Source organism: Marinomonas balearica, from assembly GCF_004362145.1.
GTDB lineage: Bacteria > Pseudomonadota > Gammaproteobacteria > Pseudomonadales > Marinomonadaceae > Marinomonas > Marinomonas balearica.
This window is the reverse complement of record NZ_SNXC01000010.1, coordinates 260145-283933: the sequence shown is the minus strand read 5'-3', so window position 1 is coordinate 283933 and position 23789 is coordinate 260145. Positions and strand designations below refer to the sequence as shown.

Below are 23789 nucleotides of genomic sequence, written 5' to 3'. Positions count from 1 at the left end.
TAAAAAAGAGCGCTAATAGCGCTCTTTTTTATTTTTCTTGTTAGCCATTCTAATTGTTCTCTGGTACAACTTTCTCTTGTCGAGTTTCAGCCATTAACCATTCTTTAAACGCCGCCATAGCAGGCGTGACAGCTCTACGTTTTTCATAAACAAGGTAAAAAGAACGATCTGTCCTCAGATGATGATCAAACAATAAGACCAACTCACCTGATTTGATTTCCTCATCCAACAACCCAGAATCAGCCAGCGCAATCCCCAAGCCCTGAGCCGCAGCACCCGCAGTTAATGATCCACTGGATAGCATTAAACCACGACGGAAAAATTTAGGATCAACTTCGTTCTGCTTCAACCAATCATGCCACTCATCACGTCGCTTGCTTACATGAAGAAGCGGGTAAAAACGCATGTCTTCTGGCTTGTTTATTGGCTGATTAGGCTTAATCAATTTCGGGCTACATACGGGTGCTAGCGAAATCGGGCGCAGGTAATGAACCTCTAGATTATCCCAATCGCCATTACCAAAATAAATGGCCATATCAATGTCAGACGCAGACATATCCAACGCACTCATTGAAGATGTTATTTCAAGCTCAATGTCTGGATATTGAGCTTGAAACGATTCCATTCTAGGCATTAACCAGCGTGTTAGAAAAGCAGGAGCAACGGCAAGGCTTAAGTAACCACCTTTTTGACCGCTCTTTAATTCGGTTGTAGCGCTTTCAAGCTGCTCAAATATACTCTTAATTGGGCCGATATATTGCTCACCAGCCTCAGTAAGAATAACCTTTCGTTTCGTCCTTCTGAACAACTCAATGCCTAAGAAGCTCTCCAAACCTTTGATTTGGTGACTAATGGCCGAAGGCGTTACGTTTAGCTCGTTCGCAGCTCGATTAAAGCTTCCATGACGAGCAGCCGATTCGAAGCATTTAAGTGAATTTAACGGGGGCAAACGATTAATAAACGTAACTCCTTAATATGTATAGAAATACCATATTGAATGAAAAACACACACAACACAAATGTGTTTTGAGTATAGCCTACTTCACAACACAAACACTTCAATTCTCAAAATGGAACTAACTGTCGTTGTTGTCGCTTACGTTGAGCTTTTTCTTCGGTAATTTAAACGGTTCAAAACCATCTTGGCGATTATCGTGCACCACCGCTTTTGATGATTTCCGCTTAGTATTGCGATGATCGGCTTTTTTAGACTTCGCTTTCTGACCTTTTCTATCCGTTGTTTTCACGCCGGCTTTTTTCGCTTTTATCCCTTTAAAGCTGGGTTCTAAACCTTCAATTTGCTCTGTTGCAAATTGTGTTTTTAGAAACTCTTCTACCGCTTTAAAGTTATACCAATCTTTAGGACCAACAAAGGTGTAAGCGTCGCCTTTAAACCCAGCTCGTCCAGTTCGACCTGTTCGATGCACGAATTCTTCAGCGGGATTCGGAACATCAAAGTTAATCACATGTGAAACGGCTGCAATGTCCAAACCGCGCGAGGCAATATCCGTACTGACGAGTACTTGAAATTTGCCACGTGAGAAGTTTTCCATAACCTGATTACGTGCGCTTTGACCTAAATCACCACTTAGCGCTTCAGAGGTAAAGCCCCACGATGAAACCATCTCAGACAAACGTACGGTATCTTGTTTGGTTGCCGTAAATACAATGCCTTGTTTTAAATCAGCATGGGTGAGTAGATGTTTTAAAAGCGCCTCTTTGTGATCAAGGTGATCACTCAGTAAAACATGCTGAGCAATGTCCTGATGTTGATCACTGCCATGCCCAACCGCTACACGAGAAGGCTCACGCAATAGTTCTTCCGCAATATTACTGACATCAGTATTGTCCAGTGTGGCAGAAAAGAAGATCGTCTGACGCTGGCGATGGCTTGCCGCTTTGTTAATGGCTCGCATTGAATCTGCGAACCCTAAATCCAACATCCGATCGGCTTCATCTAAAATAAGCAACTCTGTCCCTTCAAGGTACAAATGACGCTTTTCAAGGTGATCCGTTAATCGACCCGGTGTTCCAACGACAAAGTGAGGATCTTTTTGAAGTGCTTTATGCTGGTCGTTAAAGTTCTCGCCACCTAGAATAAGTGCGGAGGTAAGACGGCTTCCAGCAAGTAACGTGCGCAGTTGACCATAAACCTGCTTTGCTAATTCACGCGTGGGAACCAAAATAATCACTCGCGGATCACGTCGTGATAGCGCTCTTCGTTGATATACTCGGTTTATTGCAGGCAACAAATAAGCAAATGTCTTACCCGATCCCGTCTTGGAAGACGCTAACAAGTCTCTGCCAGCAACCACTTCCGGAATGGCACGCTCTTGAATTTCCGTTGGAACATCATAACCAAAATGTTCAAACGAGCGCATTAAACGGGTATCTAAACCGAAATCTTTAAAAAGCAAACAGGTATTCCTCTAAATTCAGTTGCACAGCGAATATGCCATACACAACGAGTGTTCATATCAAACAGTATTACAATGCGGCAAGTATACCTTAGCTTCTGCCTATACAGTAGCGCTTGCCCGCGCTTTCAATCCACCAGCTTACCTCATCGCCCTCAATCTGCTCCTCAGCGTAGTTATTCGCTAAATCGTAAAACACATTTCGATGTAAACTGGCCTTCATCCCGTAACGCATCGTTATATAAGGCAAAAGCTCACCTTGCCAATCATGCAATTCAAGCTCCGTATCTATACCAAGCTGCAATTGATCTTTCGTAGTGGTTTGCATCGCAAAAAAAGTGCGGCCATTATCGTCCACTTTACACTCACATTGTGTGACTAAAAAAGGCACGTCTTCTACCTGTATACGAACTTTTTCATGAGGCGTTACCAAGAAATACTGAGAGTCTTCGCACCACAGCACGCGACTGAATAGTGTCACCATTTTTTCGCGTTTTATGGCGCTGCCTTCGTGAATCCATTCTCCGTTTCTTTGAATTAACAAATCCATATCACCACAGAATTCCGGCTTCCACTGATGAACTGGCGGATATCCATCATCTTGTGAAATCGCCTCTAGATTGATTAACCCCATTTTACCCTCTATTTATCCAATTAATATTGATCTAAACATTACCCAATTAAGATCCCTCACCCAAACATTAATAATTCTCAAGTTATAGACGTAAACATGAAAACAACTCACTGCTACACTTACATGGTCAATTACACATATCAATGAGCAGTCTCCATTTCAGTAAAGATCGCTCATTCTTATTATAAAAGAGCACAATCATGACTACTGAGCTAGCACGCAAATTTCAAGACCCGACTCGTGGCGTATACTTTATCGGTACGACTCCACCAAAGCTATCAACAGAAGAAGACAAACTGCAAGAAATCAGTTCAAAACTTCTGGGCCGTCTTGCGGAGCTTGAATACGATGGCATGGTTGTCTACGACATTCAGGATGAAAGTAGCCGTGTAACAGAACCTCGACCTTTCCCTTTTATGGAAACTCACGATCCACGAGCTTGGTCAAAGCGCTTAAGTAACGCCTCTGAGCGTCCTGTTATTACTTATAAAAGTGTAGCAGCGCGCAGCAAGACTGAATTTAATAATTGGCTAGATGAAGCTTGGAATATCTATGGTATTCGTGATTTAGTGCTGGTCGGTGCGCCCTCTTCGGATCGCAAAATATCCCTACCTTTGCCTCAAGCCTACGACTCGCTGGCCGAAGCGCCTCATCAGTTCAATTTGGGAGGGGTAACGATAGCAGAACGCCATGCGAAGAAAGGCGATGAACATGAAAGGCTGCTGAAAAAAGCCGAGTCAGGGTGCGAATTCTTTATCTCACAAGCCGTTTATAATCCTCAGGCTACTATCGATTTAATCAGTCAGTATGCAAGAAAGTGTAAAGAGCTAAACCTTCAGCCCAAACGACTTATTTTAACCTTCACACCGTGCGGAAGTGCGAAGACGCTTGAATTTATGGAATGGCTTGGTATTTCAGTGCCAGACGCTACGAAGCACCGCATTCTAGATGCAAATAAACCACTAGAAGAATCCATCCGTATTTGTCGTTCGGCTCTAGAGCAAATTATCGAATCGGCACTGCCTCTTGGCGTACCGCTTGGGTTAAACGTCGAGAGTCTTACAAACCGTAAAGATGAAATCGACGCATCTATTCGACTGTACAAACTGCTTAAAGCAACTTTGGATCTTAAATTAGCCGAGCAGCAAATTAGATAAGACGCGCAAGCTGAGCCAAAACGTCGGATTCTTCAATATAATGCATGGCCTTCGGGTCATGCACTCTGCTCGCCCAAGGCAACAATTCAACAGGTTTACCGTACTCTTTTAAAGCAAGCGATTCATAGACACTCACAACATGCTCTAAATCTCGATATGGGCCAGTTCGAAGCGGGTTCGAATGGGCATACAGGCCTAACACAGGCGTTCCGACCAGCGTAGCCATATGTGCTGGCCCTGTATCTGGGCTGATCACTAACTTTGCTTTGCCTAAGATCGACATCATTTCTGGCAAACTGGTTTTACCCGTTAAATCGATGACACCGTCCGCTCGTAAACTCGCCGCTAGCGCTTGCTCTTCTTCGCTAGGGCCGCCAGTAAGAACGACATTTTGGTTGTTCTCTTTTAGATAGGCAATAACAGCACTGTACCCTTTGACTGTCCAATTGCGCTCCGCCTTTGAAGCACTGGGGTTAAGAACCACATAATCCTCTGGCAACTCGCCAGACCAATTAGGTAACGCCAACGAGCATGGGATCATAGGTGATTCGATGCCCAATGGCGCCGCAATAGACAATAGGCTGTCTAAGACATGTGTTCCTTTTGGAGTGCTGGCGAATTCGTTAACAAACCAATGTTGTTTTTCTCTAGAAAAGGACTTGGAAAAACCAATTCGTCGACGCGCACGAACCATACGAGATAGAAAACTTGCTCTCAATGACCACTGCATATGCAACAAGACATCGTAGGAGATTCCTTTTAAAGCTTGTCTTAGCGAAAACATTCCTTTAATGCCCGACTTTTTATTGTATTCAACAACATTGATATTGGGCAAAAGGCGAACTAAATTTGCTTCGAGAGGAGACGTGATCCAAGTAATTTCTGCATGCGGATAGTGTTCCTGCACGCGAGCAACCACAGCCATCGCGTGGCACACATCACCAATTGCAGAAAGACGCACAACTAAAATACGTTGGATTGAATTGTCAGGCCGGTTTTCCATGTCACTCTTTATACTGATTATAATTGCCGAATATTATAGAATATCCGCCCTATAATGTGTGCAATCAAGCACTTATAAGCGATAATTAACGTAATTTCCACACTCAAGACTGTAATTGTCTGTCCAAGATTAAGAGATTTATGCCAATCACTGAAAAGCTCACGAGCCGTACGACGTTATTTACCTGTCAGCAGAACGTCAATGCGACACAAAGTTGGTTTGATCCAAATTATTGGAAACGTACTAAGCGACTTATAAAGACCGCATCCGGCAGAGGGGAAGTTTGGTTCGTAGACACGCCAGTCGGCTCGGCCGTCTTACGAAAATACCGTCGCGGCGGCTTAATTGCAAAGTTCAATAAATACTATTTCGCATTTTGCACTCTTGCTCTTACGCGTCCTTTTAAAGAGCTCAAATTACTCGAATATATGGCAACACAAGGTCTTAATGTCCCAAAGCCTATTGGAGGGCTGTGTCGAAAATCTGGGCTGTTTTATGAAGCCTGGTTACTTACAGAAACCATCCCTAATGCGCATGACTTATATAATTGGATATTAGACGGCAAACACGCCCAGCTGGATTGGCAAGCAATTGGTCGCGAAATCAAACGACTGCATGATTCAAACGTATTCCACTCAGATTTAAACTGCCATAATATTATGATAGATACGTCTGGAAATGTTTGGATTATCGACTTCGACAAATGCAAACAGCGCGACATGTCTCCTCCATTAAGAGACAACAACCTAAACCGTTTAAAGCGTTCTTTTGAAAAAGAAACTCAAAAACACACCGATTTTCACCTAGATAATCGACATATTGAAAGCCTAATGGACGGCTATAAAAATGGCTAAATCAAGCACATTAAACAAAAGTCTTCGTTCCTTTATTGCCCCTAAATACTGGCCTACATGGTTCTTTCTCGGTATAGCCTACTGTCTGGCGTTTTTACCTTGGAAGACACAACTCACACTTGGGAAATATCTGGGCCGTCTTTTGCTTCAACTGGCTCCCAGAAGGCGCAAGATTTGCGACGTAAACTTGAAAATTTGCTATCCGGAGATGTCTTCATCTGAGCGAAGTAAGCTCACTAAAAGGCACTTTGAAAGTACGGGACAAGGCTTATTTGAAACCATGACCAGTTGGTTTCGAAACAGTGATTACATTGCAAAGCGAACAACGTTCATTGGCAATGATGTCATAGAAGAAGCACTTTCCCAAGGCAAAGGTTGCCTATTAGTTGGCGCACATTTTTCACCTATTGACCTATGTGGAGTACAGCTTGCGCGACACATCGATGTATGCCCTATTTATAAGTTGCAAAGCAACAAGGTCATCAACTGGGTGATGGAACGCCAAAGACAGAATGCTTACAAAAAGACCATAGAACGAAGCAACACCAGAGAGATCATCAAATCACTCAAAGACAACAAGGTCGTCTGGTTCGCGGCAGATCAAGACTACGGTCGAAAAAACTCCGTATACGCACCTTTTTTTAAAAAACAGTGTGCGACGATCTCCCATATTGGTCGAATCACTCAAATCAGCAAGGCGCCAGTCGTTTTGTTTGATTACAGTCGAACTGAATCTGGCTACAAACTTGTTCTTACACACGTAAAAGACTTTCCTACTGACGACGATGTCGCCAATGCGACACACTTGAATGTGCAGTTCGAAAAGATCATTGAACCCAAAAAAGAGCAATATTTTTGGACACACAGACGTTTTAAAAATCAACCCAACCCAGAAGACCCCTCTCCATATTAAGAGGGGCTAGATCCCAAAATCCATTTAAAAAGATTAAACAATATTTTCATCCCGTAATTTCACTGGATACAACACAATTTCTCCCCTGTTTTTTCGCCTGATACAAGTTCTCATCTGCAACTTTTATCAATTGCTCATGCTGCGAAACGCCCGTTGATGCAGCAATTCCAAAACTCATCGTTATCCTTATTCTCTGACTGGAGCAGACATGAATATTGTCGGGTATGTCGCGACAAATTTTTTCTACTAAATCATGCGCCTGACGTAAAGAAGTATCCTTCAAAAGAAATAAAAACTCCTCTCCGCCCCAACGGCAAACCACATCGGAAGACCTAAAGCGTTGCTTTAAATAACGAGAAACGTCAATCAGCACATCATCGCCTGCGTAATGCCCTAATGTATCATTTACTTTTTTAAAGTAATCAAGATCCCCTAATACAATACAATAGGGGCGATTCTCTAGATCAGCATCAGGCTCATACTCAGACAAATAACTGTTGATGTACCTGCGGTTAAATAAGTTGGTTAATTCATCCTTGGTCGCTAAATCAGTAAGCTTCTCTTCTTGGCGCTCGTTAATTACACGAATACTGCAAATCCCAAATATAAGAGAAATGCCTGCAATTATTCCGTTAAATACATAAAAAAAGTCTGCATACTTACGAAAATCGAAATTATAAAGGCCATCATCGACTACGGTTTTCAACAAGATAAATAGCACAATGCATCCGAAGCCAATGGCGGATGATAAACGAACCCCCAACCTAGGGTTGATGGTCGCTAGGCAAGCTGCTGGCCATAAGTAAAATTGAAAACCTGATGACCACCCCAAATAAGCCGTCGCTAATACTGCGTGGATTGAAATTTCCGCACAGGCTAAAAATATTGCATTGGAGTGACGACCGTAATAGTTTTCCCTTAACGCCAACGCCCATACCGACACACTAAAGACATTAATAACAGATAATATAGGGATATTAATGACATAAAAAAAACAGATAAAAACAGTATGCACTGCAAAGGACGACATGCTTGCCGCATAGATTATGAAATATTTTCGATAGTATTTATATTTGACGCTTGGCGGTTTACGACCTGTAAATAATGCATAAAGTGAAAGCGCAGACATGGATACCCTCTATGAAACATTCAGACGATTTTTACTCATGCCCGAATTCACGAAGTAAGTGTTTTGATCATTGAGTGTTGCACTTATTTCATGAACTCCCGAACTTTCAAATGCTCCATTGCACAGAGTGAATGGAAGTGAACGCGCTCTTTCTTATCATAAAAAGAAACCACACAATGCACCGCCAATCCCCTCTGAAGAAAGATATAGTATAGTAGTGAATCTAAAGCAAAAAAATCACAAAGTGTCGTTGCTTGAATGGCTGCCCGCAGCAACCGCGAATCCTCGAATTGCTTCGAGTCTTGCATCCGAATTATGAATTGGAAATGACGCTATAATTTCATCCGCTTTCGTCACTTCGAGAAAGCGTTCAAGTTTAAAACGAACCGAATCTTTAGTGCCGGATAAACTGTATTGTAATGTGTGTTCGACCATGCGTTTTTCCGAAGGCGTCCACACACCTTCCATACTTCTGACTGACTCAGGGAACGGGGCACTTATTCCACGGCGAAGATTTAAAAATTGCTGCTGAGACGACGTCATCAAAAAATCAGCCTGCTCTTCTGTCTCGGCTACCGCTGCCATCACGCCTACCATGACATAAGGCCTCTCCAATTGTTCGCTGGGTTTGAACAAGCGGCGATAAATCGTCAATGCTTGAATCAAATAGTCAGGAGCGAAGTGTGATGCAAAGGCAAATGGCAGCCCAAGTTCCGCAGCTAACTGAGCACTGTAAAGACTCGAACCTAACATCCAAATAGGAAGGTGAGTTTGATGTCCAGGGGTTGCTTGAATCCCATTATGTCCGTCATTGAAATACGACTGCAATGCTTTAATATCTTGCGGATACGAATCAACACTGTCACTTAAATTGCGGCGCAACGCTTGTGCCGTTTTCATATCCGTTCCGGGAGCGCGGCCAACTCCCACTTCAACACGGTGTGGATACAACTCAGCCAATGTTCCAAATTGCTCTGCTATCACCAGTGGCGAATGGTTCGGTAACATAACGCCGCCTGAACCAAGACGAATCGTTTCGGTTTTGGCCCCAACGTAAGAAAGCAATACAGACGTCGCTGAACTGCCTACTGCCTTCATTCCATGATGCTCCGCCAACCAATAACGCTCGAACCCTGACGTCTCAGCAGTCATTGCGACGTGAGCACATTCTTTGAGGGACTCGTGAGTTGAACGACCCACACCAATTGGCGCTAAGTCCAAAATTGAGTAAGTAACCATCTAAAAGCCTAATGTTGAATGTTTAGATTTTATTATCAGGGCAGGAAGTAATACTCTCAACTAGAAAGTATGCAGTGAAATAGAAACTTTCAATACGCAGCGCCAAGAAAGAGTACTGAACCCCAAAATTGTAATAGAAATAAAGGACTAGAAATGAAGATCAGAGCAATGAAGAAAAGTTGGAAGGTGGGCAATAAGAGCACAGCAAGTAAGTACAAAAAGCAGTTCGATGTTCTCAACAATGAACTGCTTTTTCTCATTAACAAAAATCGCTACTCCTTGATTTAACGATTCTCTAATCGATTGTAATCAAGGATGCCGCTTTCGATAGGACGCGCCTGTTCGTTTAACTCTGCAATCGTGTCGCTTACTTGCCAAAACTCCGAACTAGTGCGTCGAACACCGTACTGATTTAGCAATTCAACATAATCTCGCTTAGCTTCCATCGTCGTAATCTTCTCAGACCATTTTACGATATCGTTTTGAGACACTTTCATAAAAACGTTCGGATAATCCCCTAACACGCCTTTCACAATCGTTACTGTGTCTTCTTCTGGCGCCAGTGAATCCTCTTCGTCCAACAAACTTGAAATATTAAAATGCGCACGGTTGTGAATAACACTCATTACATCTTTAGGCTTGCCCAGTTCATCGGTAATCAATACAACAGAGACTTCGGGTAAAAACCTTACGCCATTTCCCCTAACCAAAGCGAGTTTATGCAATGACGTAATGGCATCGGTGTTCAATGCAAGATTGGTGAGTTCGAAACGTCGATTTAATACGGGTTTTAAGCGCTTTTTCAGCTTTTCCATAAGCTCAAGTTTATGTGAGCCTGTTCCATATGAGATATTAGTGGGAACATCGACATTGATAAAATCGTCGAAGATATAATCTTTAATGGTTTGGTTCGCCTGACGATACCAATATTGGCGTAAACGGTTTCTCTCGTCTTTTGGAAGAAACAATAGAAAATTCATTTCCCCTTCCATTCGTAGAAAATCCATATACAGACGAGTCACCAGTTGATGCCCAACGTTGCCATAGACATCAAAGCCTGCCACCAGCAAGTAGTGAATACGCTCCAGTAAAGGGTAATCAATCACCCACGCCGTTTTCGGTGTTTCACCTACCAAACCTTTTACGACCGTCGCATTATCAAAATGACGAAATACGGTTAACGCAGCATTTTGATTGACGTGATCACCATCCCAAATTAACGACGTATCGACGGACAACCCTTTTTCAGTCGCTTTTTCAATTAACCGAGCCTTGGCTGACAAATAGTCTTTTTGCTTCTCAGAATACGATATCCATGAACTGATCGGCAGCGCGTTACTGCTTAATTCAGCGGGCATGTCTAAATGCTGAGCCTGACCATTTAAAAAGATCGACATTTGATTGCGGTAATCCACATCTGGGTTCATAAAATAAACCCAGAACTGTTCATTTATCACGTTAACTGCAACTTGCCCACGACAAACAGGCCCTTTGATAAACGCCATAATCGTATTTTGTGCATGTTCAAGCAGGAATCGATAACGCCCATAACTTGGAATAACGCCAAATGCTTTAAAGGGGTTCGTTGCTACCTCGTAATCATAACTCGGTAACGAATCAACCTTGTACTCAGGCGTGTATAGGTAACTCATCCACTTAGCATAACGTGCTTCTGTCAAAGAAAGCGGAATGTGATTTTTCTGAACTTTGGTTTCAAGCTCTGGGATTAAACGATAATAAACACGAGCGACTTGAGGATCGTCATAAGGGCGACGTGTCGCAATGATTTTTACAGGCTCGCCGGGCGGTGTTTTTGAACGAACCATACGAAAACGTGCATCACTGTCATCCAAATATAAGCTGTAAAGATAAATGTGTTCGTAAATATAACGGGAAACTAAACGATGCTTAAGGTCGTCACGGTTAAAGCGAGCTTCCCAAACGCTAACCTGTTCAGTTAGCTCGTTGGATAATGGTGCAGCAGAAGGAATCATTCCTCCATTTACAAGCCAGCGTGTGATTGTCTTATGCTCATCCGTTGTTAAAGCAGGTAAGCCATACGGCATTCCCCAGTGAGGGTGTGTTTTCTCAAATTCGCTGTACTCTTCAATCGATGGACATTGTTGCTCTCGCGAAAGTGAGAAATCGTATTCATCGCCCAGTACGTCTTGGGTTTCACCGCCCTGTTCTCTCTTGAGCGTCAGCGCCCGAAACAACACACTGCCGTTAAGGTTACCACTTGGGCTTTGCGCACGTTCATTTAAAACGGGGTTAAACCCCTTTTGACGCCACTCCTCAAGCGAATGGCCGTCCATATACAACCGAGTAGGTGACGAAGCCAATAAACGGGTGCCATCGTAAACGAGATCTTTCGAAAGACCTCGCTCTATCCCTGCTTTCGATGTAAGTTTGAGTTGGCACGGAGAGTCGTAACAAGCATGGCAGGACACACATCGACGATCTAAAATAGGCTTTACTTCACCATTAAAGAACGCTTGTTCGTCTGCTGTTACAGCCTGCTCTCTATTTTCTAAGGAAGGTAGACCATACATTTGATCCATTTTCTGGGTTGCATAGACTGCGCACCCCGTTAACAACAAAATAATAAAAACAAGGGATATTCGTCGAGACATAATTGCCATATATCAATAATCAGAAAACTGCTTCCATACCGATTTAGCACCTACTATAAACCGAAAAAACGCCGCTCAAAGAAAAACCCAACATGCCACAGAGTCTGTAACACGCGAATTACTTTGAACGGCGTCTTTCGAGTTTTCTAAGTAGGAAGCTAGCAGTAAGCGAGACGTCCTTACACGCTTTCTTCGTATTCGTCCGCCAACTCGTATGAATCTTCACCCATGTCATCGTTAGCTAGGATCAAAGCTTCCTCATAGGAGCTGCCGAATTCAATTCGAGTAATATCATACAAATCGTATTCAAATGTTTCATCGAACCAGCGAGCATCGGAACCGATTTCTTCAAGCTCAAAACTCACTGCATCGGCGCGTATCACGCGGCCGATTTCACAACTGTCTGCTTCGACTTCTTCTCGGTGAAGCGTAACCAAACCGAATTCTTCACTGATATCGACCAGAAGAACGGCAAGATCATCAAGATCCACTTCAGGATCTTCTATCTCTTCATCACGCAGTTCAAGAACACGCTTTTGAAAATCATTAAAAGGAGCGGGATGCACAAAATCGCTAATGTCTTCCAAAAACAATATTTGGTAGCCATTTAGGTGAACGCCATCATCAACCAATTGAAGCAACACCATTTCTTCATTTGCATCTACTACAAATCCGTCTGTCCAGTTATCTGGGCCATCTAAATCTTCTCGAAAAATTCGTACGACATTTTTTCGAGTGCGGGCTTTTTCCAATTCGATGAGCATGCTGGCTCCCTTAAGAGGTGTAACGACTAACAAAATAAATCGCGAGCTAATTAACTACTAGCTAAATCAACAGCTAACTTTGTTCACTGCTTAAACTTCTACTGAATCACTCAGTGTGCAATGTAGGCTAGTTTAAACCTTGCGATGCAGACTAACAACTTATTGTAGGATTTCGTACCAATTTTCAACCATATCAATAAGATCATCCAATCCACACTCAGCCTGAATGCCATCATTGGAAGCTTGGTAAAAGCTGTTTTGTGTATCAAACATCGCTTTAATTTCGTCTTCCATTTGCGACATATCGACACGACGACTTACGGCAGCGCCCTCTTTGGAAATTACGATATCAAAGTTTCCGTGCTTAAAAAGAGTTTCCTCGCCTTCTGCTTCTGCGAGGTTAACCGCCTGTAGCACTCGTTGCACCGTTTCCTTCTCATTTAAATAGTCGCTTATCCATTCTGCGATCGCTGTAAACTCCACATCGGTGAATACTCGGTAAGCGTTACTTTCTTGATCAAAGGCGATTTCGTAATCCACTGTGATTAACCTCGTTTTTCTTGCGTGTTTTCTTTCTAAAATTGTCAGGCTAACAGACGTAAGTAAGCCTAGGTATTCTTTGTACTTCTATTCAGCCTCAGGCTTGTCTGAGCGCTTGTCTTGACGAGCTTTGTTTTGGGCTTGTTGACGCTGTGGCACAGCAGCCGCTAATCTCGCTTGACGCTCGGCTTCTTTCTTCGCTTTCACCTCTTCGACTTTTAGCCACTCTTGCTCAACCATATCCGGTGTTTCCATCACATAAGGGCCAATCGCGCCACTGCGAACATCCGCTAAGAACACTTCTGCCGCTTTATGAACATCAATCACACCGCCAGCTCGTAATGCACCACGCTTCGAACCAATAATATTCAATGTATCACTTGGATCTTTTGGCGCATTTTTCAGCTTATAACGCTTAACTAACTCATCATTGTAATCGTTGATGAAGAACGATAACCCTGCCAATGCGACTTCTTCATAATCTATAGCTGTGTCTCGCACAGCTCCAGTCACTGCTAAACGATAGCTTGCATCGGGGTTTTCGATTTTGGGCCAAAGAATTCCCGGAGTATCTAATACTTGAAAACCATTCGTCACTTTAAGCTTTTGCTGCGCTTTGGTCACGGCAGGTTCATTCCCTACTTTCGCGACGCGTTTCCCAAGCAAAGCATTCATTAAACTTGATTTCCCGACGTTTGGAATCCCTGCAATCATGGCACGAATTGGTTTTTCGGCTGTGCCACGATGTGGAACCATTTGACGAACCCATTGGTTAATCTTAGTCACATCAGACTTATCTTGCGTAGAAAATGGGTGGGCGACAACGCTATCACTGTCTTTCCAATGATCTAACCAAAGCGTTAAACGCTTTTTATCCGCCAAATCTTTTTTGTTAAGAAGGCGCAATACAGGGACATTACCACGCAAGGTGGTCAACATTGGATTCTGACTCGCATCTGGAATTCGAGCATCCAGCACTTCGATAACAACATCCACTTGGGGCATGACATTTTCGATCTCCCGACGGGCTTTATTCATATGCCCAGGGAACCATTGAACACTCACAGCGTCACCTCTTACTTATTCATTGCTTGGCGGCGGGGGAGTCTATCATAAAAGCGCTACTTACTTGATAGAAAAGCGCAACTTACTTGATAGAAAAGCGCGTGGCGTACGAGGTGCGTGTAGAAAATATAGGCGAGACAACACAGACTCTCCAAAATAAACGCGAAAACGTGTTACGAAGAGATTTGAAATACACGTTGGTTCTTATTCGAACTGAATCCTATCGATTCGTAGAATTGGTGTGAGCCAGTACGAAGTTCGTTGCAGCGCACGCGAAATTTCCCTTCCTTCTTATCTAGAGCATATTCGACAAGCGCACGACCAATACCTTGACCACGAAAACCCTCCGATACGACAAGGCCACCAATTTCATAAAAGCTCTCTGACGCAAGCCTGTGAGCATAAAAAAGGTGCAACCAACCCACAACACGATCGTTTAACTGCGCAACGTAAACCCAATCGTTAGGTGAGCTTAGCAAGGCTTGCAGCTTTAAAAGAGATTCTGAATGTGAAAGTGCTGAATATCCAAGATACTGAGACACCTCATTAATGCCTTGAGCGTCCGATTCTAATGCTGGCCTAATTACGTATCCCATTATTCCTACCCTACTCAGTCCAAAGTCACGAACTAATATACAGCAGACAGAATGACGTACCACTCCTCGTCTTTTTCGTAAACGCCCAACTCAATAACCGCATCTCGTTTTTCATACACCCCTTTCCAAACCGTCCTATGGATATCCAGCCCATCGTGGCTGAATTTACGAAGAGACGATAAAAATTCGTACCCTTTGTTCATACCGTTTCTTTCATGCATTCCTTTTATGTCACTGTGAAACTGCTCTGGGGTAAAATTCTTTAGGTACTTTTCTTCATACCGTTTTGTATAAAGTGAAAAATTAGCAGTATCGTCTGCTTCTAGCATCTCTTGAAGATACTTTTCAGAGATTTCAATCGCATTAGATTCGGACACAGTGACTCTCCTTTTTTGATTTCCGTTTTATCGTAGGCCGTTCCAGTCGACTCTACAAGAGAGCAGATAGATCGTTAGATTTTTTCCCTGAACCCATTAAAGGGGTCAACGGCTTTAAGTCGCTAGCCAGCGAACAAAGTTCGCATTCTCCAGTAATCCTCCCAACCTACTGACAGAATCTGACATAAGATACGTCTATAATCCCTACCAAATTTCTAATAGACAAGGAACAGTTTCATGCCCGAGCTTTTCAAAGACAAGTTTAACCCTCACGTAATCCAATCAATGGCGCTACATTTTCAAGCCGCTTGGGAAGGTTTCGATCAAGTCGGTTTTGTTGATTTCGCCACGAATGGACTCACCGATTTAGAGCTAAAAGAGCGCTCGAAACACATCACCGATGCAATGTTTCGCTATTTACCTGACGATTTCACAATAACATCTGATATTCTTTTGGCTAGCTTACGCCCCTATAAAACAGAAGATATTTATGGGTTAACGCCAGATAACGACGGCATTGTGGGTTGGGCAATTATGCCAATGGCAGATTATGTGGGCTTGTACGGACAGGATCACCATGATTTATCCATGACCTTATTAAAAGAAATGACGAAACGATTTTCGTCTGAATTCGGCATACGCTATTTTCTACTGTCAGACAATAAGTCAAAGACACTCGCGACTCTGAAAGAGTGGACAACAGACGAAAATTACCATGTTCGGCGCTTAGTCTCCGAAGGCATTCGCCCTCGCCTTCCTTGGGCGATGCAATTGCCTGACTTTATTGCGGAACCTGAGCCTGTCATAGAATTACTCGAAACATTAAAAGACGACCCCGAAGAATACGTGCGCCGCTCTGTTGCAAATAATCTCAATGACATTGCCAAAGATCACCCAGACCTTGCGGCAAACACGGCTCTAAAATGGATGGCCGATGCGGACGAAAATCGTGTAAAACTCATACGCCATGCGTGCCGTACCTTGTTAAAACAAAGCCACCCAACCGCGTTACAAGTATTTGGTTACTTTCCGGTAGAACTTAAAAAAGCCCAGTTCAACGTAAAAACACCAACTGTTTACTTAAACGAGTATCTGGAATTTGAATTACTCCTTGAATCCGACACGCCTGAAAACCAGCCTTTGATGATCGATTATATTATTCATCATCAGAAGAAAAATGGTGTCACGTCACCCAAAGTATTCAAAGGTAAGAAAGTGATTCTTAAAGCAGGAGAAACGCTTAACGTTAGCAAGCGCCACCCGTTTAAGCAGGTGACAACACGAACCTACTACTCTGGCCAACACGCTATTGAGATCATCGTCAACGGGGTCTCCATTGCAAAATCTGAGTTTCAGTTTTTCCTTGAGAAATGATCTTTTAGGACAGGCTTTTAACCACAGACTTTTAACCGCAGACCAGTAACGACAAACCTGCTCAATCTGCTCAATCTAATCAGTCGAATTGTTTGATAGATGTTGTTTCAAATAATCAACAAAGGCGTTGATCTTCGCAGGGCGCTTATCTCTGGTAGAAGAGACCAGCGCCACGATATCTGCACTGGGAAAGGTGTATTCCGGCAACACAACTTGCAACCTGTTGTCTTTCATTTCGTTTAACACATTCCATTCTGATCGTTGCATAATGCCATAACCATTAACCGCCCAATTTTTTATCACTGGTCCCACATTACTCATCAAAGAAGGACTGATCCGCACACTGGTCGTTTCTCCTGTTTCTTTATGCGTTAGCTTCCATAGCGTGACATCGTCATCATTCTCTCTTATGACAAGACACTCATGGTTTAACAAATCTTGAGGGGTATTAATCGGAGCCGCATTTTTTAAATAATTGGGCGACGCTAACAGGAAACGTTGGTTTTTTTCTAAAAGAATACGATTAAGAGAAGAGTCTTTTAATTGACCGATATAGATCACCACGTCTGGCGGGTCAACCTGAGTCCAATTTGGCGTATCAGACAATATCAATTCAATATGAGTCAATGGGTGGATTTTGTGAAACTCCGCCACCAAGGGCGACACTTTTTCAGTACCATAACCAACTGGCGCCACCACTCGGATTTTTCCAGAAATGGCTTGGTTCTTTTCTGCGACCTTACTTTCTAGTAGCTCAATCTGCTTTAAAACAGCTAAGCCCTCCTCAAACAAGACATTCCCTTCCAGCGTTAATGAAATTGCCCTAGAACCGCGCTCGACCAGCTTGACCTTGAGCTTTTGTTCCAGTGCTTGCAAACGCTGGGACACACTGGGCGGTGTCACATTTAGCTTTCTTGCGGTGGCCGCTAATGACTTACTTTGAGAAAGCGCGACGAAGAATTCGATGTCTTGAGAGGTTAACATTAAGTTCAGCCTAACTATTAGATTAACAAACCATTAATTTTTATACATGATGTTTGATGTTACTAATATGACCTGCTTTTATCCACCACGACTTTGAACCATTAGAAAGGAGGCCATCATTTATGCCAGAACTCATTGTTAGCTTAAGCGCTTTCAACCTAGACACTTTCACCCTAGACAGCCATGTCTTACTGTTTTTGTTTTTAGTTGCCATTTGCGCAGGCGTAGTAGACGCCATTGCGGGCGGTGGAGGTTTAATCACCATTCCAAGTCTATTAATCGCAGGCGTGCCGCCGATCCTGACTTTGGGCACCAACAGGTTACAAGCTGTCATTGGTGAATCCACGGCTTTCATCACCTTTCTACTTCATAACCAAATACAGGCAAAGGGTTTAATTACAGGGATCTCCTTCACCGCTATTGGCGCTCTGGCAGGCTCATACTCAGTCAGTTTATTTGATAAGAATACACTCGAAATACTGCTGCCCATTTTAATGGTATGCATTACAACCTATGCGATTTTCTCTAAACGAATCAAAGGCACAGAAGCAACGCAAGGTAAAATAAGCACCCGATCCTTTATGATCTCCTGCGGCTTAATCATTGGTTTTTACAATGGTTTCTTCGGCCCAGGGACAGGCTCCATTTGGATGTTAGCCTTCGTGATCTTGCTTGGCTTCACCATCAAACAAGCGTCCATCATGACCAAACCGCTCAACTTAATGGGCAACCTCGTGTCCTTATTTTTCTTTCTAGGAATTAGCGCAGTGGATTACCGTATCGGGCTCGCCATGGGCGCGGGACAAGTCATTGGCTCTGTCGTCGGCAGCAAAGTCGTTATTTCCAAAGGCGATACCATCGTTCGGCCCGTTTTCATCACGGTAACATTGCTCATGACAAGCAAACTGATTTATGAAGAGCTATCGTCTGATCACTTTTCCACGGTTATGTCTTCAATAATAAATTAGGGGTAAAAGTCCTAAATAAAAAATTTGAATATCCAGAATCACCGCTCCCTGAGCTTGTCGAAGGAATTAAACGGCTTCGACAGGCTCAGCCAACGAGTGAGTTGCCGAGACAGGCGTGACAGCGACCAATCGTTGCAATTCTGACTACGGTAAGAATTCTAAATAAAAAAGTGAATGTCCGATATCACCGCTCCCTGAGCCTGTCGAAGGGATAAAACAGCTTCGACAAGCTCAGCCAACGAGTGCCTCCATCTGTTTTATTTGACCAGATGTTTGGAAAAAAATGGCACCAAATCCATTGGCGACTTTTGCAAAGTGATTTAGGTGGAATATTAAAACGTCTCGCGATGACAAAAAGCCCGCTAAAGAAAATCAGCACTGCCATACACTGGATCCGTGACAACTTTAATCAAACCATTAAGGTCGAACAGCTCGCAAAATTAGCAGGAATGAGCACCACCTCGCTGCATCGCCACTTTCGGTTGGCGACGTCGATGTCTCCTATTCAATTCCAAAAGAAAATTCGATTACAGGAAGCAAGAATGCGTTTAACATCGACCGAGAGTGATCTCGCCTCAGTCGCGTTTGCTGTCGGATACGAAAGCCCTTCGCAATTTAGTCGAGAATACAAACGCATGTATGGTGTCCCTCCGATTGAAGACGCTTATTCAACCAAGTTCACCCAGTAGTCCTCGATTTCGCCGTCAATCTTATCAACGCACGGGTCATACATAACATGCTGGTTCATGTAAACGACTCTCATGAGCATATGTCCTGTTACCGCACTATCAGGAATACTCAATTCTAAATTCGAGGTTTGAGTATAGAACTCATCGATAAGCAGCTCATTTGATTCAAACTTTTTATTCCCGTCCAAATCCAGCCATACTCGAACGACATTGGCGAATCCATTAGGCAGATCACTGCCTTCTATGGTCGCGTCCAATGAATACGTGCTACCTATATTTAACGCTATCGGCGACGATTTATTTGTCGCAGCCTGATATGAAGCATTCCCTGAGGCAAAGGTGATTCCATTTAATGTAAGCTGACTAATCCAAAAGTCTTGAGTCACTGCCCACTCTTCTTCATTGAGACTAACGCAGTAACCATCAGATACACTGATCTCTTCATAGTAAGTGTTTGATTGACCTTGGCTATTCGTTACTTTTAACGAAACCAAGGCGTTTTCTATGGAACTTGAGTAAGTATGAGATGGGTTTTGAAGCTGAGATGTCTGGTTATCTCCAAAATTCCAAGTCCAACTGACCGTATCAGACCCGACACTTTTCCCAATAAAGTTTGCCTGTAACCCAACAGATTGATGTTCAAAGTCAGCAATCGGTTGATCAGAATTAAGATCCATCCCCACTCTAGAAAATGCTCGCACAACATCAATCTTATTTAAGCCTAGGGAATCCGCCCCATCAGCAACACATTGCGCCGCATCGAGAAAGGTCAACCCCGTCGACCAGCAATTCATATTAGCCCACAGAAAGACATCAAATGCCTTCATTACGTCCCACTCTTTTGTTGTCGCAAGAACATAAAAAGGCTTAGTAAGCAGGCCGATTCCCTTATAAGGGTTTGTTAGATCCAAATCTTCCGTATATTGGACATAAGCTCCGTCTTTACTCGGATCTTTTAGGCTCCTCGCGGCTTCATAAGTCCAAAATTGAATGGAGTCTTCTCCGTACAGGAAGTTTGTCTCCCCTTTTACCATATACTCAGCGCTAACCGCAGCGATGTCGGAAAAAGCTTCTGCAACAGCGCGATCTACGCCGTCCAGCCCAAGATTGGAAAAGCGTGTCGTAAATCCGTGGCTGACTTCGTGAACTATGGTTTCTAAATCTGAAAGTGAGAAACTAAAGAGGTATCCCTCACCAATATCTACATACCCTTTTTGCCAAAATGCGTTGTCTTGGTTCTTTCCATAATGCGCTCGAATACGTGTTTTTCCCTCTTGAGGTAGCAAGCCTATTCTAGATAGATACAAATTATTGACAACGTAACTACCAAATAATGAATCATTCAAAGGGCTGTAGTTCACGACTAAGTCATCAAACCCACTGTTTTTGAGTGGACGATTTTCATTTGATTTTTGTGAGGTGCAATCAAAACGGAAGGCGGGAAAAAGTTGGTCATCGATTACTACGGGGGAACGATTATCTGTTTCATTACTCATGTCGTGTACGAATGAAAAACCATTGTCAAACTCACACCACTCGGTATTACCATCTACATACGAATGTGTTTGAAGCGACGGTTTATCTTCCCCAAAATGATAACTGCCTGACCTCAAACTTCCCCCTTTGCCGGATATGGGGGTGTTTCCTTTATAGTCAAACAGCGGTGTGAAAACCTCGTCTAACACCTCTCCCGATGCAGAAAATCGCCTTACGTAAAAATAGGCATCTGCGACATTGAGCGATACGGACGATAAATAAACCTCTAGAAAAGCGTCGTTTTCTGAAACCTCTCGCGTGGCTAATGCTCTTTTCTCCGACGAGGCAATTTTGCCTGAAGCTAACCCTAGCTCTACGTTTGATACGTCAAGCGTAGAGCTCTTTGAATTTATGAGTGCAAGACCCGAAATTTGTTGCGACGTGCCATCGCGATCAATAAACCGCACCATACCTGACGGTAATAGCTGCTTTGCGCGAGTGCTAAGGGGATAAACATACAAGGTTTTATTGGATATGGTTCCGAGAGTATCTTCCGCTTCTATATTGAAAATAAGGATACGTTGCAGCACCGCATCTTTGAGCGAAATACTAAGTTGATACTGCCCCTCACTCTCCTTAGTTATTAGGCTGTAATTTAAGCGTGCGCCATCAACAAAAGGAGACAGCAACTCAACATCAACACGTTGTAAATTTTCATCGGCGTCCGTTACCTGAAAATCAATGCGAGTAGTGCTGTCGAGTTCCGCAATTGCATCGCTCTTAATGTCAATAAAAGGAGCTTGATTTTCCTCTGGTTCTGGTTCTGGCTCAATAGGCATGTCAGGTTGGCTGGGAGAAGTGCTATCCGAATCGTCAGAACTACCTCCTGTACATCCGAATAAGAATAGCGCCATCAAACACAGCAATAGAGTGCGCACCGTAAACTCCCTTTTATGGTTAGTGTTTGGACAGTCTACCTTTAAAAAAGTGATTTACAAGCCACAACGCCCTACCCTATTTCTTGTACTGGTCAATGCATGGAGTAGGTTGTATTAGTGTCAAGTCACACCTCTTTTTGACATGTTTGATGCAGGTATAAACGGAGTTGTAAGCTCAATTTAGAAGGCTTTATTTGCTTGCAATATACAAGACGTATTACGTTTCAGCAATGCGCGCTATACTCAAAGACCAAGAGCTGTACTTAATATCAAGGAACAGCTATTACGACCTTATTTTCAGCCTCAGGTTTACTTAATAGAAAGCTTCTCCATGAAATAAAAATACTTTTAAAAATAGTAAATGGGACGTTAATTCGACATGATTCATCATAAAGAGAATAAATAGTAACATTGTCGGCCTCAAAAATAGCAGACCAACTTTCTCTAGACCATTCGAAACGTTCTAGTACTTTAGCTTCGATTGATTTAATTTTTGTAACTAAAACATCTAACCATTCAACTGTATCAAGATAAGGTATTCCCCCAGAATCCATAAGAAGAGCAGAAAGAACATCCAAAGATGGCTCATTCGCGTTTTCTATTTCACTGTAAGGCTCGAATGTACCCCATTGTATTTTCCAAGAAAATATTATTTCCAAATTATCACCTAAAACATCGGATAAACTGTAGTTTTTGGATCTAAATAACCTTTAACTCGAACGCCACTTGGAGTGGTACCGATCCATTGATTTCCCAAAATAGTCTTGTTTTCATAAGCGGTATTTACTTCAGCCTTGAGCTTATCCGCACTCCAATCATCAGGAAACATAGTCGAATAGCCTCCGTTATTAGATTTAGGTAAGAAAAAACCGGATTGATCGGATTTTCCACTTCAATCTTAGCCTTGTAAACTCCGACACCATTTGGAATAGATCTCGTGTTTTATCCGATTGGGTCGTGGGTGATGTATCGACCTACATGTGGGTCGTAGTAACGGTGTAGGTTTTGATAGTGTCCGGTTTCTTTGTCTTCGTATTGGCCTTGAAATCTGAGTTTGGGGTCGTATTGGTCGCTGCTACCTTCTTCTTGATGACGTTCTTTTTGATACCCTACTTTTTGGCTTTTACGCTTTCCGTAGGTTTCGCAGTCGCCTGTCCAGAGTTTTTCACCTGTGTCGTGTTGGTACACGGCAATGGGGGTACCGAGGTGGTCGGTTTCGATATCTTGAACGCCAGTGTCTCGGTCATAGAGCGCAATCGGCGCGTGGCTATCGGGTTCGTATAGGTAGAAATGTTGCCACATTTTGTTGACAAAATTGTGGTCGCCTTAGCGAACTTGGATGAGTTTTTGGCCTTGCCACACATAACGTTCGCTATATTGATACCAGAGTACGTTGCCATCGTCGGTGAAATATTGTTTTTTGTCTTTATGATAGTCGGTCTGCCCTTCAGGGCGTTCTGATTGGTAGGAATAAAAATACGATGTATTAAAATGGTCTAATATATCGTATTTTTTGATAGGTTAAGCAGACATTCTTTTTAGATACGAGATTACTTCTTCTCATATAAAATAAGGTGAACCGTTTGGGTAAGTATTACGGCAGCCAGGGTTTTGCTTACCAATTCTTATTTTTCCCCAAGTTGTTGGGACACCTTTTCTTCGTCATTAAAAATACCCTCGAGTGCGGGTCTAATTAATAGCTAGGCAGACAATTAGACTTCTTTATTTCTACACCTTCACCGAAAACACTTAAGATTGGAAAATCATTCCATGTAGAAATAAAAGAATACTCTGTAATTTCCTCCTCATCGGCTTCAATTACAGAACGAACCTTCCGTATCTGGTCAGAATCAGTTAATACTTTGATGTGACACAAATCAACATTTTCAGGAGAATATGACTCAATTCCAACTACGTTGTTAAAAACAAGCGTGTAAAATTGGCTTTGCCAATCCTTTAGAACAACCGTTACTACTCCTGATCGAACAGTAAGTTCAGTAACCTGCCCATCAGATACATTTAACTCAGAAATTATCATA

24 protein-coding genes and 1 pseudogene are annotated in these 23789 nt (G+C 42.9%); 7 read left to right on the top strand and 18 right to left on the bottom strand.

Annotated elements, in window-relative coordinates; genetic code table 11:
* Positions 1-49: 49 nt before the first annotated feature.
* The 3 genes from gcvA to DFP79_RS06415 form a co-directional block, all read right to left on the bottom strand.
* On the bottom strand, positions 50-949 hold the full coding sequence (gene gcvA, locus DFP79_RS06425; protein ID WP_133503114.1) for a transcriptional regulator GcvA: 900 nt from the start codon (positions 947-949) through the stop codon (positions 50-52).
* Positions 950-1076: 127 nt separating this feature from the next.
* The gene (locus tag DFP79_RS06420) at positions 1077-2417 is read right to left on the bottom strand and encodes a DEAD/DEAH box helicase (RefSeq protein ID WP_133503113.1); all 1341 of its coding nucleotides are present in this window, start codon (positions 2415-2417) and stop codon (positions 1077-1079) included.
* A 91-nt stretch (positions 2418-2508) separates the two neighbouring features.
* Positions 2509-3051, bottom strand: a complete 543-nt coding sequence (locus tag DFP79_RS06415; protein ID WP_133503112.1) for a DUF1285 domain-containing protein — start codon at positions 3049-3051, stop codon at positions 2509-2511.
* A 200-nt stretch (positions 3052-3251) separates the two neighbouring features.
* Here DFP79_RS06415 and DFP79_RS06410 point away from each other — a divergent pair, with 200 nt between their 5' ends.
* A complete protein-coding gene (locus DFP79_RS06410; RefSeq protein ID WP_133503111.1) occupies positions 3252-4208 on the top strand; it encodes a hypothetical protein in 957 nt (318 codons plus the stop codon).
* On the opposite strand, the gene DFP79_RS06405 is transcribed toward DFP79_RS06410, so the two are convergent.
* Positions 4201-5211 carry a glycosyltransferase family 9 protein gene (locus DFP79_RS06405; RefSeq protein ID WP_133503110.1) on the bottom strand — a complete coding sequence of 337 codons (1011 nt, stop codon included), beginning with the start codon at positions 5209-5211 and terminating at the stop codon, positions 4201-4203. The two genes, DFP79_RS06410 and DFP79_RS06405, sit on opposite strands and share 8 nt — an antisense overlap.
* A gap of 140 nt (positions 5212-5351) precedes the next feature.
* On the opposite strand from DFP79_RS06405, the gene DFP79_RS06400 reads away from it, so the two are divergent.
* The gene (locus tag DFP79_RS06400; protein ID WP_133503109.1) at positions 5352-6065 is read left to right on the top strand and encodes a 3-deoxy-D-manno-octulosonic acid kinase; all 714 of its coding nucleotides are present in this window, start codon (positions 5352-5354) and stop codon (positions 6063-6065) included.
* Positions 6058-6978 (top strand): LpxL/LpxP family acyltransferase, encoded by a 921-nt coding sequence (locus DFP79_RS06395; RefSeq protein ID WP_133503108.1) that lies wholly within the window; start codon positions 6058-6060, stop codon positions 6976-6978. Before DFP79_RS06400 ends, DFP79_RS06395 begins: the two co-directional genes overlap by 8 nt.
* Before the next feature lie 46 nt (positions 6979-7024).
* Here DFP79_RS06395 and DFP79_RS06390 read toward each other — a convergent pair whose 3' ends face one another.
* Positions 7025-8107, bottom strand: a complete 1083-nt coding sequence (locus tag DFP79_RS06390) for a GGDEF domain-containing protein (RefSeq protein WP_133503107.1) — start codon at positions 8105-8107, stop codon at positions 7025-7027.
* Between the two features lie 237 nt (positions 8108-8344).
* The gene (locus DFP79_RS06385) at positions 8345-9346 is read right to left on the bottom strand and encodes an LLM class flavin-dependent oxidoreductase (protein WP_133503106.1); all 1002 of its coding nucleotides are present in this window, start codon (positions 9344-9346) and stop codon (positions 8345-8347) included.
* Positions 9347-9499: 153 nt separating this feature from the next.
* Here DFP79_RS06385 and DFP79_RS18165 point away from each other — a divergent pair, with 153 nt between their 5' ends.
* Positions 9500-9634 (top strand): hypothetical protein, encoded by a 135-nt coding sequence (locus DFP79_RS18165; protein ID WP_279526496.1) that lies wholly within the window; start codon positions 9500-9502, stop codon positions 9632-9634.
* On the opposite strand, the gene DFP79_RS06380 is transcribed toward DFP79_RS18165, so the two are convergent.
* The 6 genes from DFP79_RS06380 to DFP79_RS06355 all read right to left on the bottom strand — a co-directional run bounded on the left by DFP79_RS06380 (position 9631) and on the right by DFP79_RS06355 (position 15321).
* Complete coding sequence (locus DFP79_RS06380; RefSeq protein WP_243730214.1) at positions 9631-11979, bottom strand: fatty acid cis/trans isomerase; 2349 nt, start codon at positions 11977-11979, stop codon at positions 9631-9633. The two genes, DFP79_RS18165 and DFP79_RS06380, sit on opposite strands and share 4 nt — an antisense overlap.
* A 179-nt stretch (positions 11980-12158) precedes the next feature.
* Positions 12159-12743 (bottom strand): hypothetical protein, encoded by a 585-nt coding sequence (locus DFP79_RS06375; protein ID WP_133503104.1) that lies wholly within the window; start codon positions 12741-12743, stop codon positions 12159-12161.
* A gap of 159 nt (positions 12744-12902) precedes the next feature.
* Positions 12903-13283 (bottom strand): YacL family protein, encoded by a 381-nt coding sequence (locus DFP79_RS06370; RefSeq protein WP_133503103.1) that lies wholly within the window; start codon positions 13281-13283, stop codon positions 12903-12905.
* Positions 13284-13370: 87 nt separating this feature from the next.
* Entirely contained in the window at positions 13371-14348 is a 978-nt protein-coding gene (gene ylqF, locus DFP79_RS06365; protein ID WP_133503102.1) for a ribosome biogenesis GTPase YlqF, read from the bottom strand.
* A 173-nt stretch (positions 14349-14521) separates the two neighbouring features.
* Entirely contained in the window at positions 14522-14944 is a 423-nt protein-coding gene (locus DFP79_RS06360) for a GNAT family N-acetyltransferase (protein ID WP_133503101.1), read from the bottom strand.
* Positions 14945-14976: 32 nt separating this feature from the next.
* Positions 14977-15321, bottom strand: coding sequence for a hypothetical protein (locus tag DFP79_RS06355; RefSeq protein WP_133503100.1), 345 nt, complete (start codon positions 15319-15321; stop codon positions 14977-14979).
* Between the two features lie 237 nt (positions 15322-15558).
* Between DFP79_RS06355 and DFP79_RS06350 the strand changes: the two genes are divergently transcribed.
* Positions 15559-16695: a DNA alkylation repair protein gene (locus tag DFP79_RS06350; RefSeq protein ID WP_133503099.1), complete on the top strand. Its 1137-nt coding sequence runs from the start codon at positions 15559-15561 to the stop codon at positions 16693-16695.
* Positions 16696-16770: 75 nt separating this feature from the next.
* Here DFP79_RS06350 and DFP79_RS06345 read toward each other — a convergent pair whose 3' ends face one another.
* On the bottom strand, positions 16771-17679 hold the full coding sequence (locus DFP79_RS06345) for a LysR family transcriptional regulator (RefSeq protein WP_133503098.1): 909 nt from the start codon (positions 17677-17679) through the stop codon (positions 16771-16773).
* A 122-nt stretch (positions 17680-17801) separates the two neighbouring features.
* Here DFP79_RS06345 and DFP79_RS06340 point away from each other — a divergent pair, with 122 nt between their 5' ends.
* Together DFP79_RS06340 and DFP79_RS06335 are read left to right on the top strand one after the other, a co-directional pair.
* Complete coding sequence (locus DFP79_RS06340) at positions 17802-18647, top strand: TSUP family transporter (protein WP_133503097.1); 846 nt, start codon at positions 17802-17804, stop codon at positions 18645-18647.
* A gap of 308 nt (positions 18648-18955) precedes the next feature.
* Positions 18956-19336 carry a helix-turn-helix domain-containing protein gene (locus DFP79_RS06335; RefSeq protein ID WP_166637658.1) on the top strand — a complete coding sequence of 127 codons (381 nt, stop codon included), beginning with the start codon at positions 18956-18958 and terminating at the stop codon, positions 19334-19336.
* On the opposite strand, the gene DFP79_RS06330 is transcribed toward DFP79_RS06335, so the two are convergent.
* The 5 genes and pseudogenes from DFP79_RS06330 to DFP79_RS06310 all read right to left on the bottom strand — a co-directional run bounded on the left by DFP79_RS06330 (position 19312) and on the right by DFP79_RS06310 (position 23788).
* A complete protein-coding gene (locus DFP79_RS06330) occupies positions 19312-21750 on the bottom strand; it encodes a GEVED domain-containing protein (RefSeq protein WP_133503095.1) in 2439 nt (812 codons plus the stop codon). The genes DFP79_RS06335 and DFP79_RS06330 overlap by 25 nt on opposite strands.
* Positions 21751-22019: 269 nt before the next feature.
* Positions 22020-22409, bottom strand: coding sequence for a hypothetical protein (locus DFP79_RS06325; protein ID WP_133503094.1), 390 nt, complete (start codon positions 22407-22409; stop codon positions 22020-22022).
* A gap of 8 nt (positions 22410-22417) precedes the next feature.
* A pseudogene (locus DFP79_RS17960) lies at positions 22418-22585 on the bottom strand (EndoU domain-containing protein); the annotation flags it as partial.
* Positions 22586-22692: 107 nt separating this feature from the next.
* Positions 22693-23052, bottom strand: a complete 360-nt coding sequence (locus DFP79_RS06315; RefSeq protein ID WP_133503093.1) for an RHS repeat-associated core domain-containing protein — start codon at positions 23050-23052, stop codon at positions 22693-22695.
* 391 nt (positions 23053-23443) lie between these two features.
* On the bottom strand, positions 23444-23788 hold the full coding sequence (locus DFP79_RS06310; RefSeq protein WP_133503092.1) for a hypothetical protein: 345 nt from the start codon (positions 23786-23788) through the stop codon (positions 23444-23446).
* Position 23789: the final 1 nt, after the last annotated feature.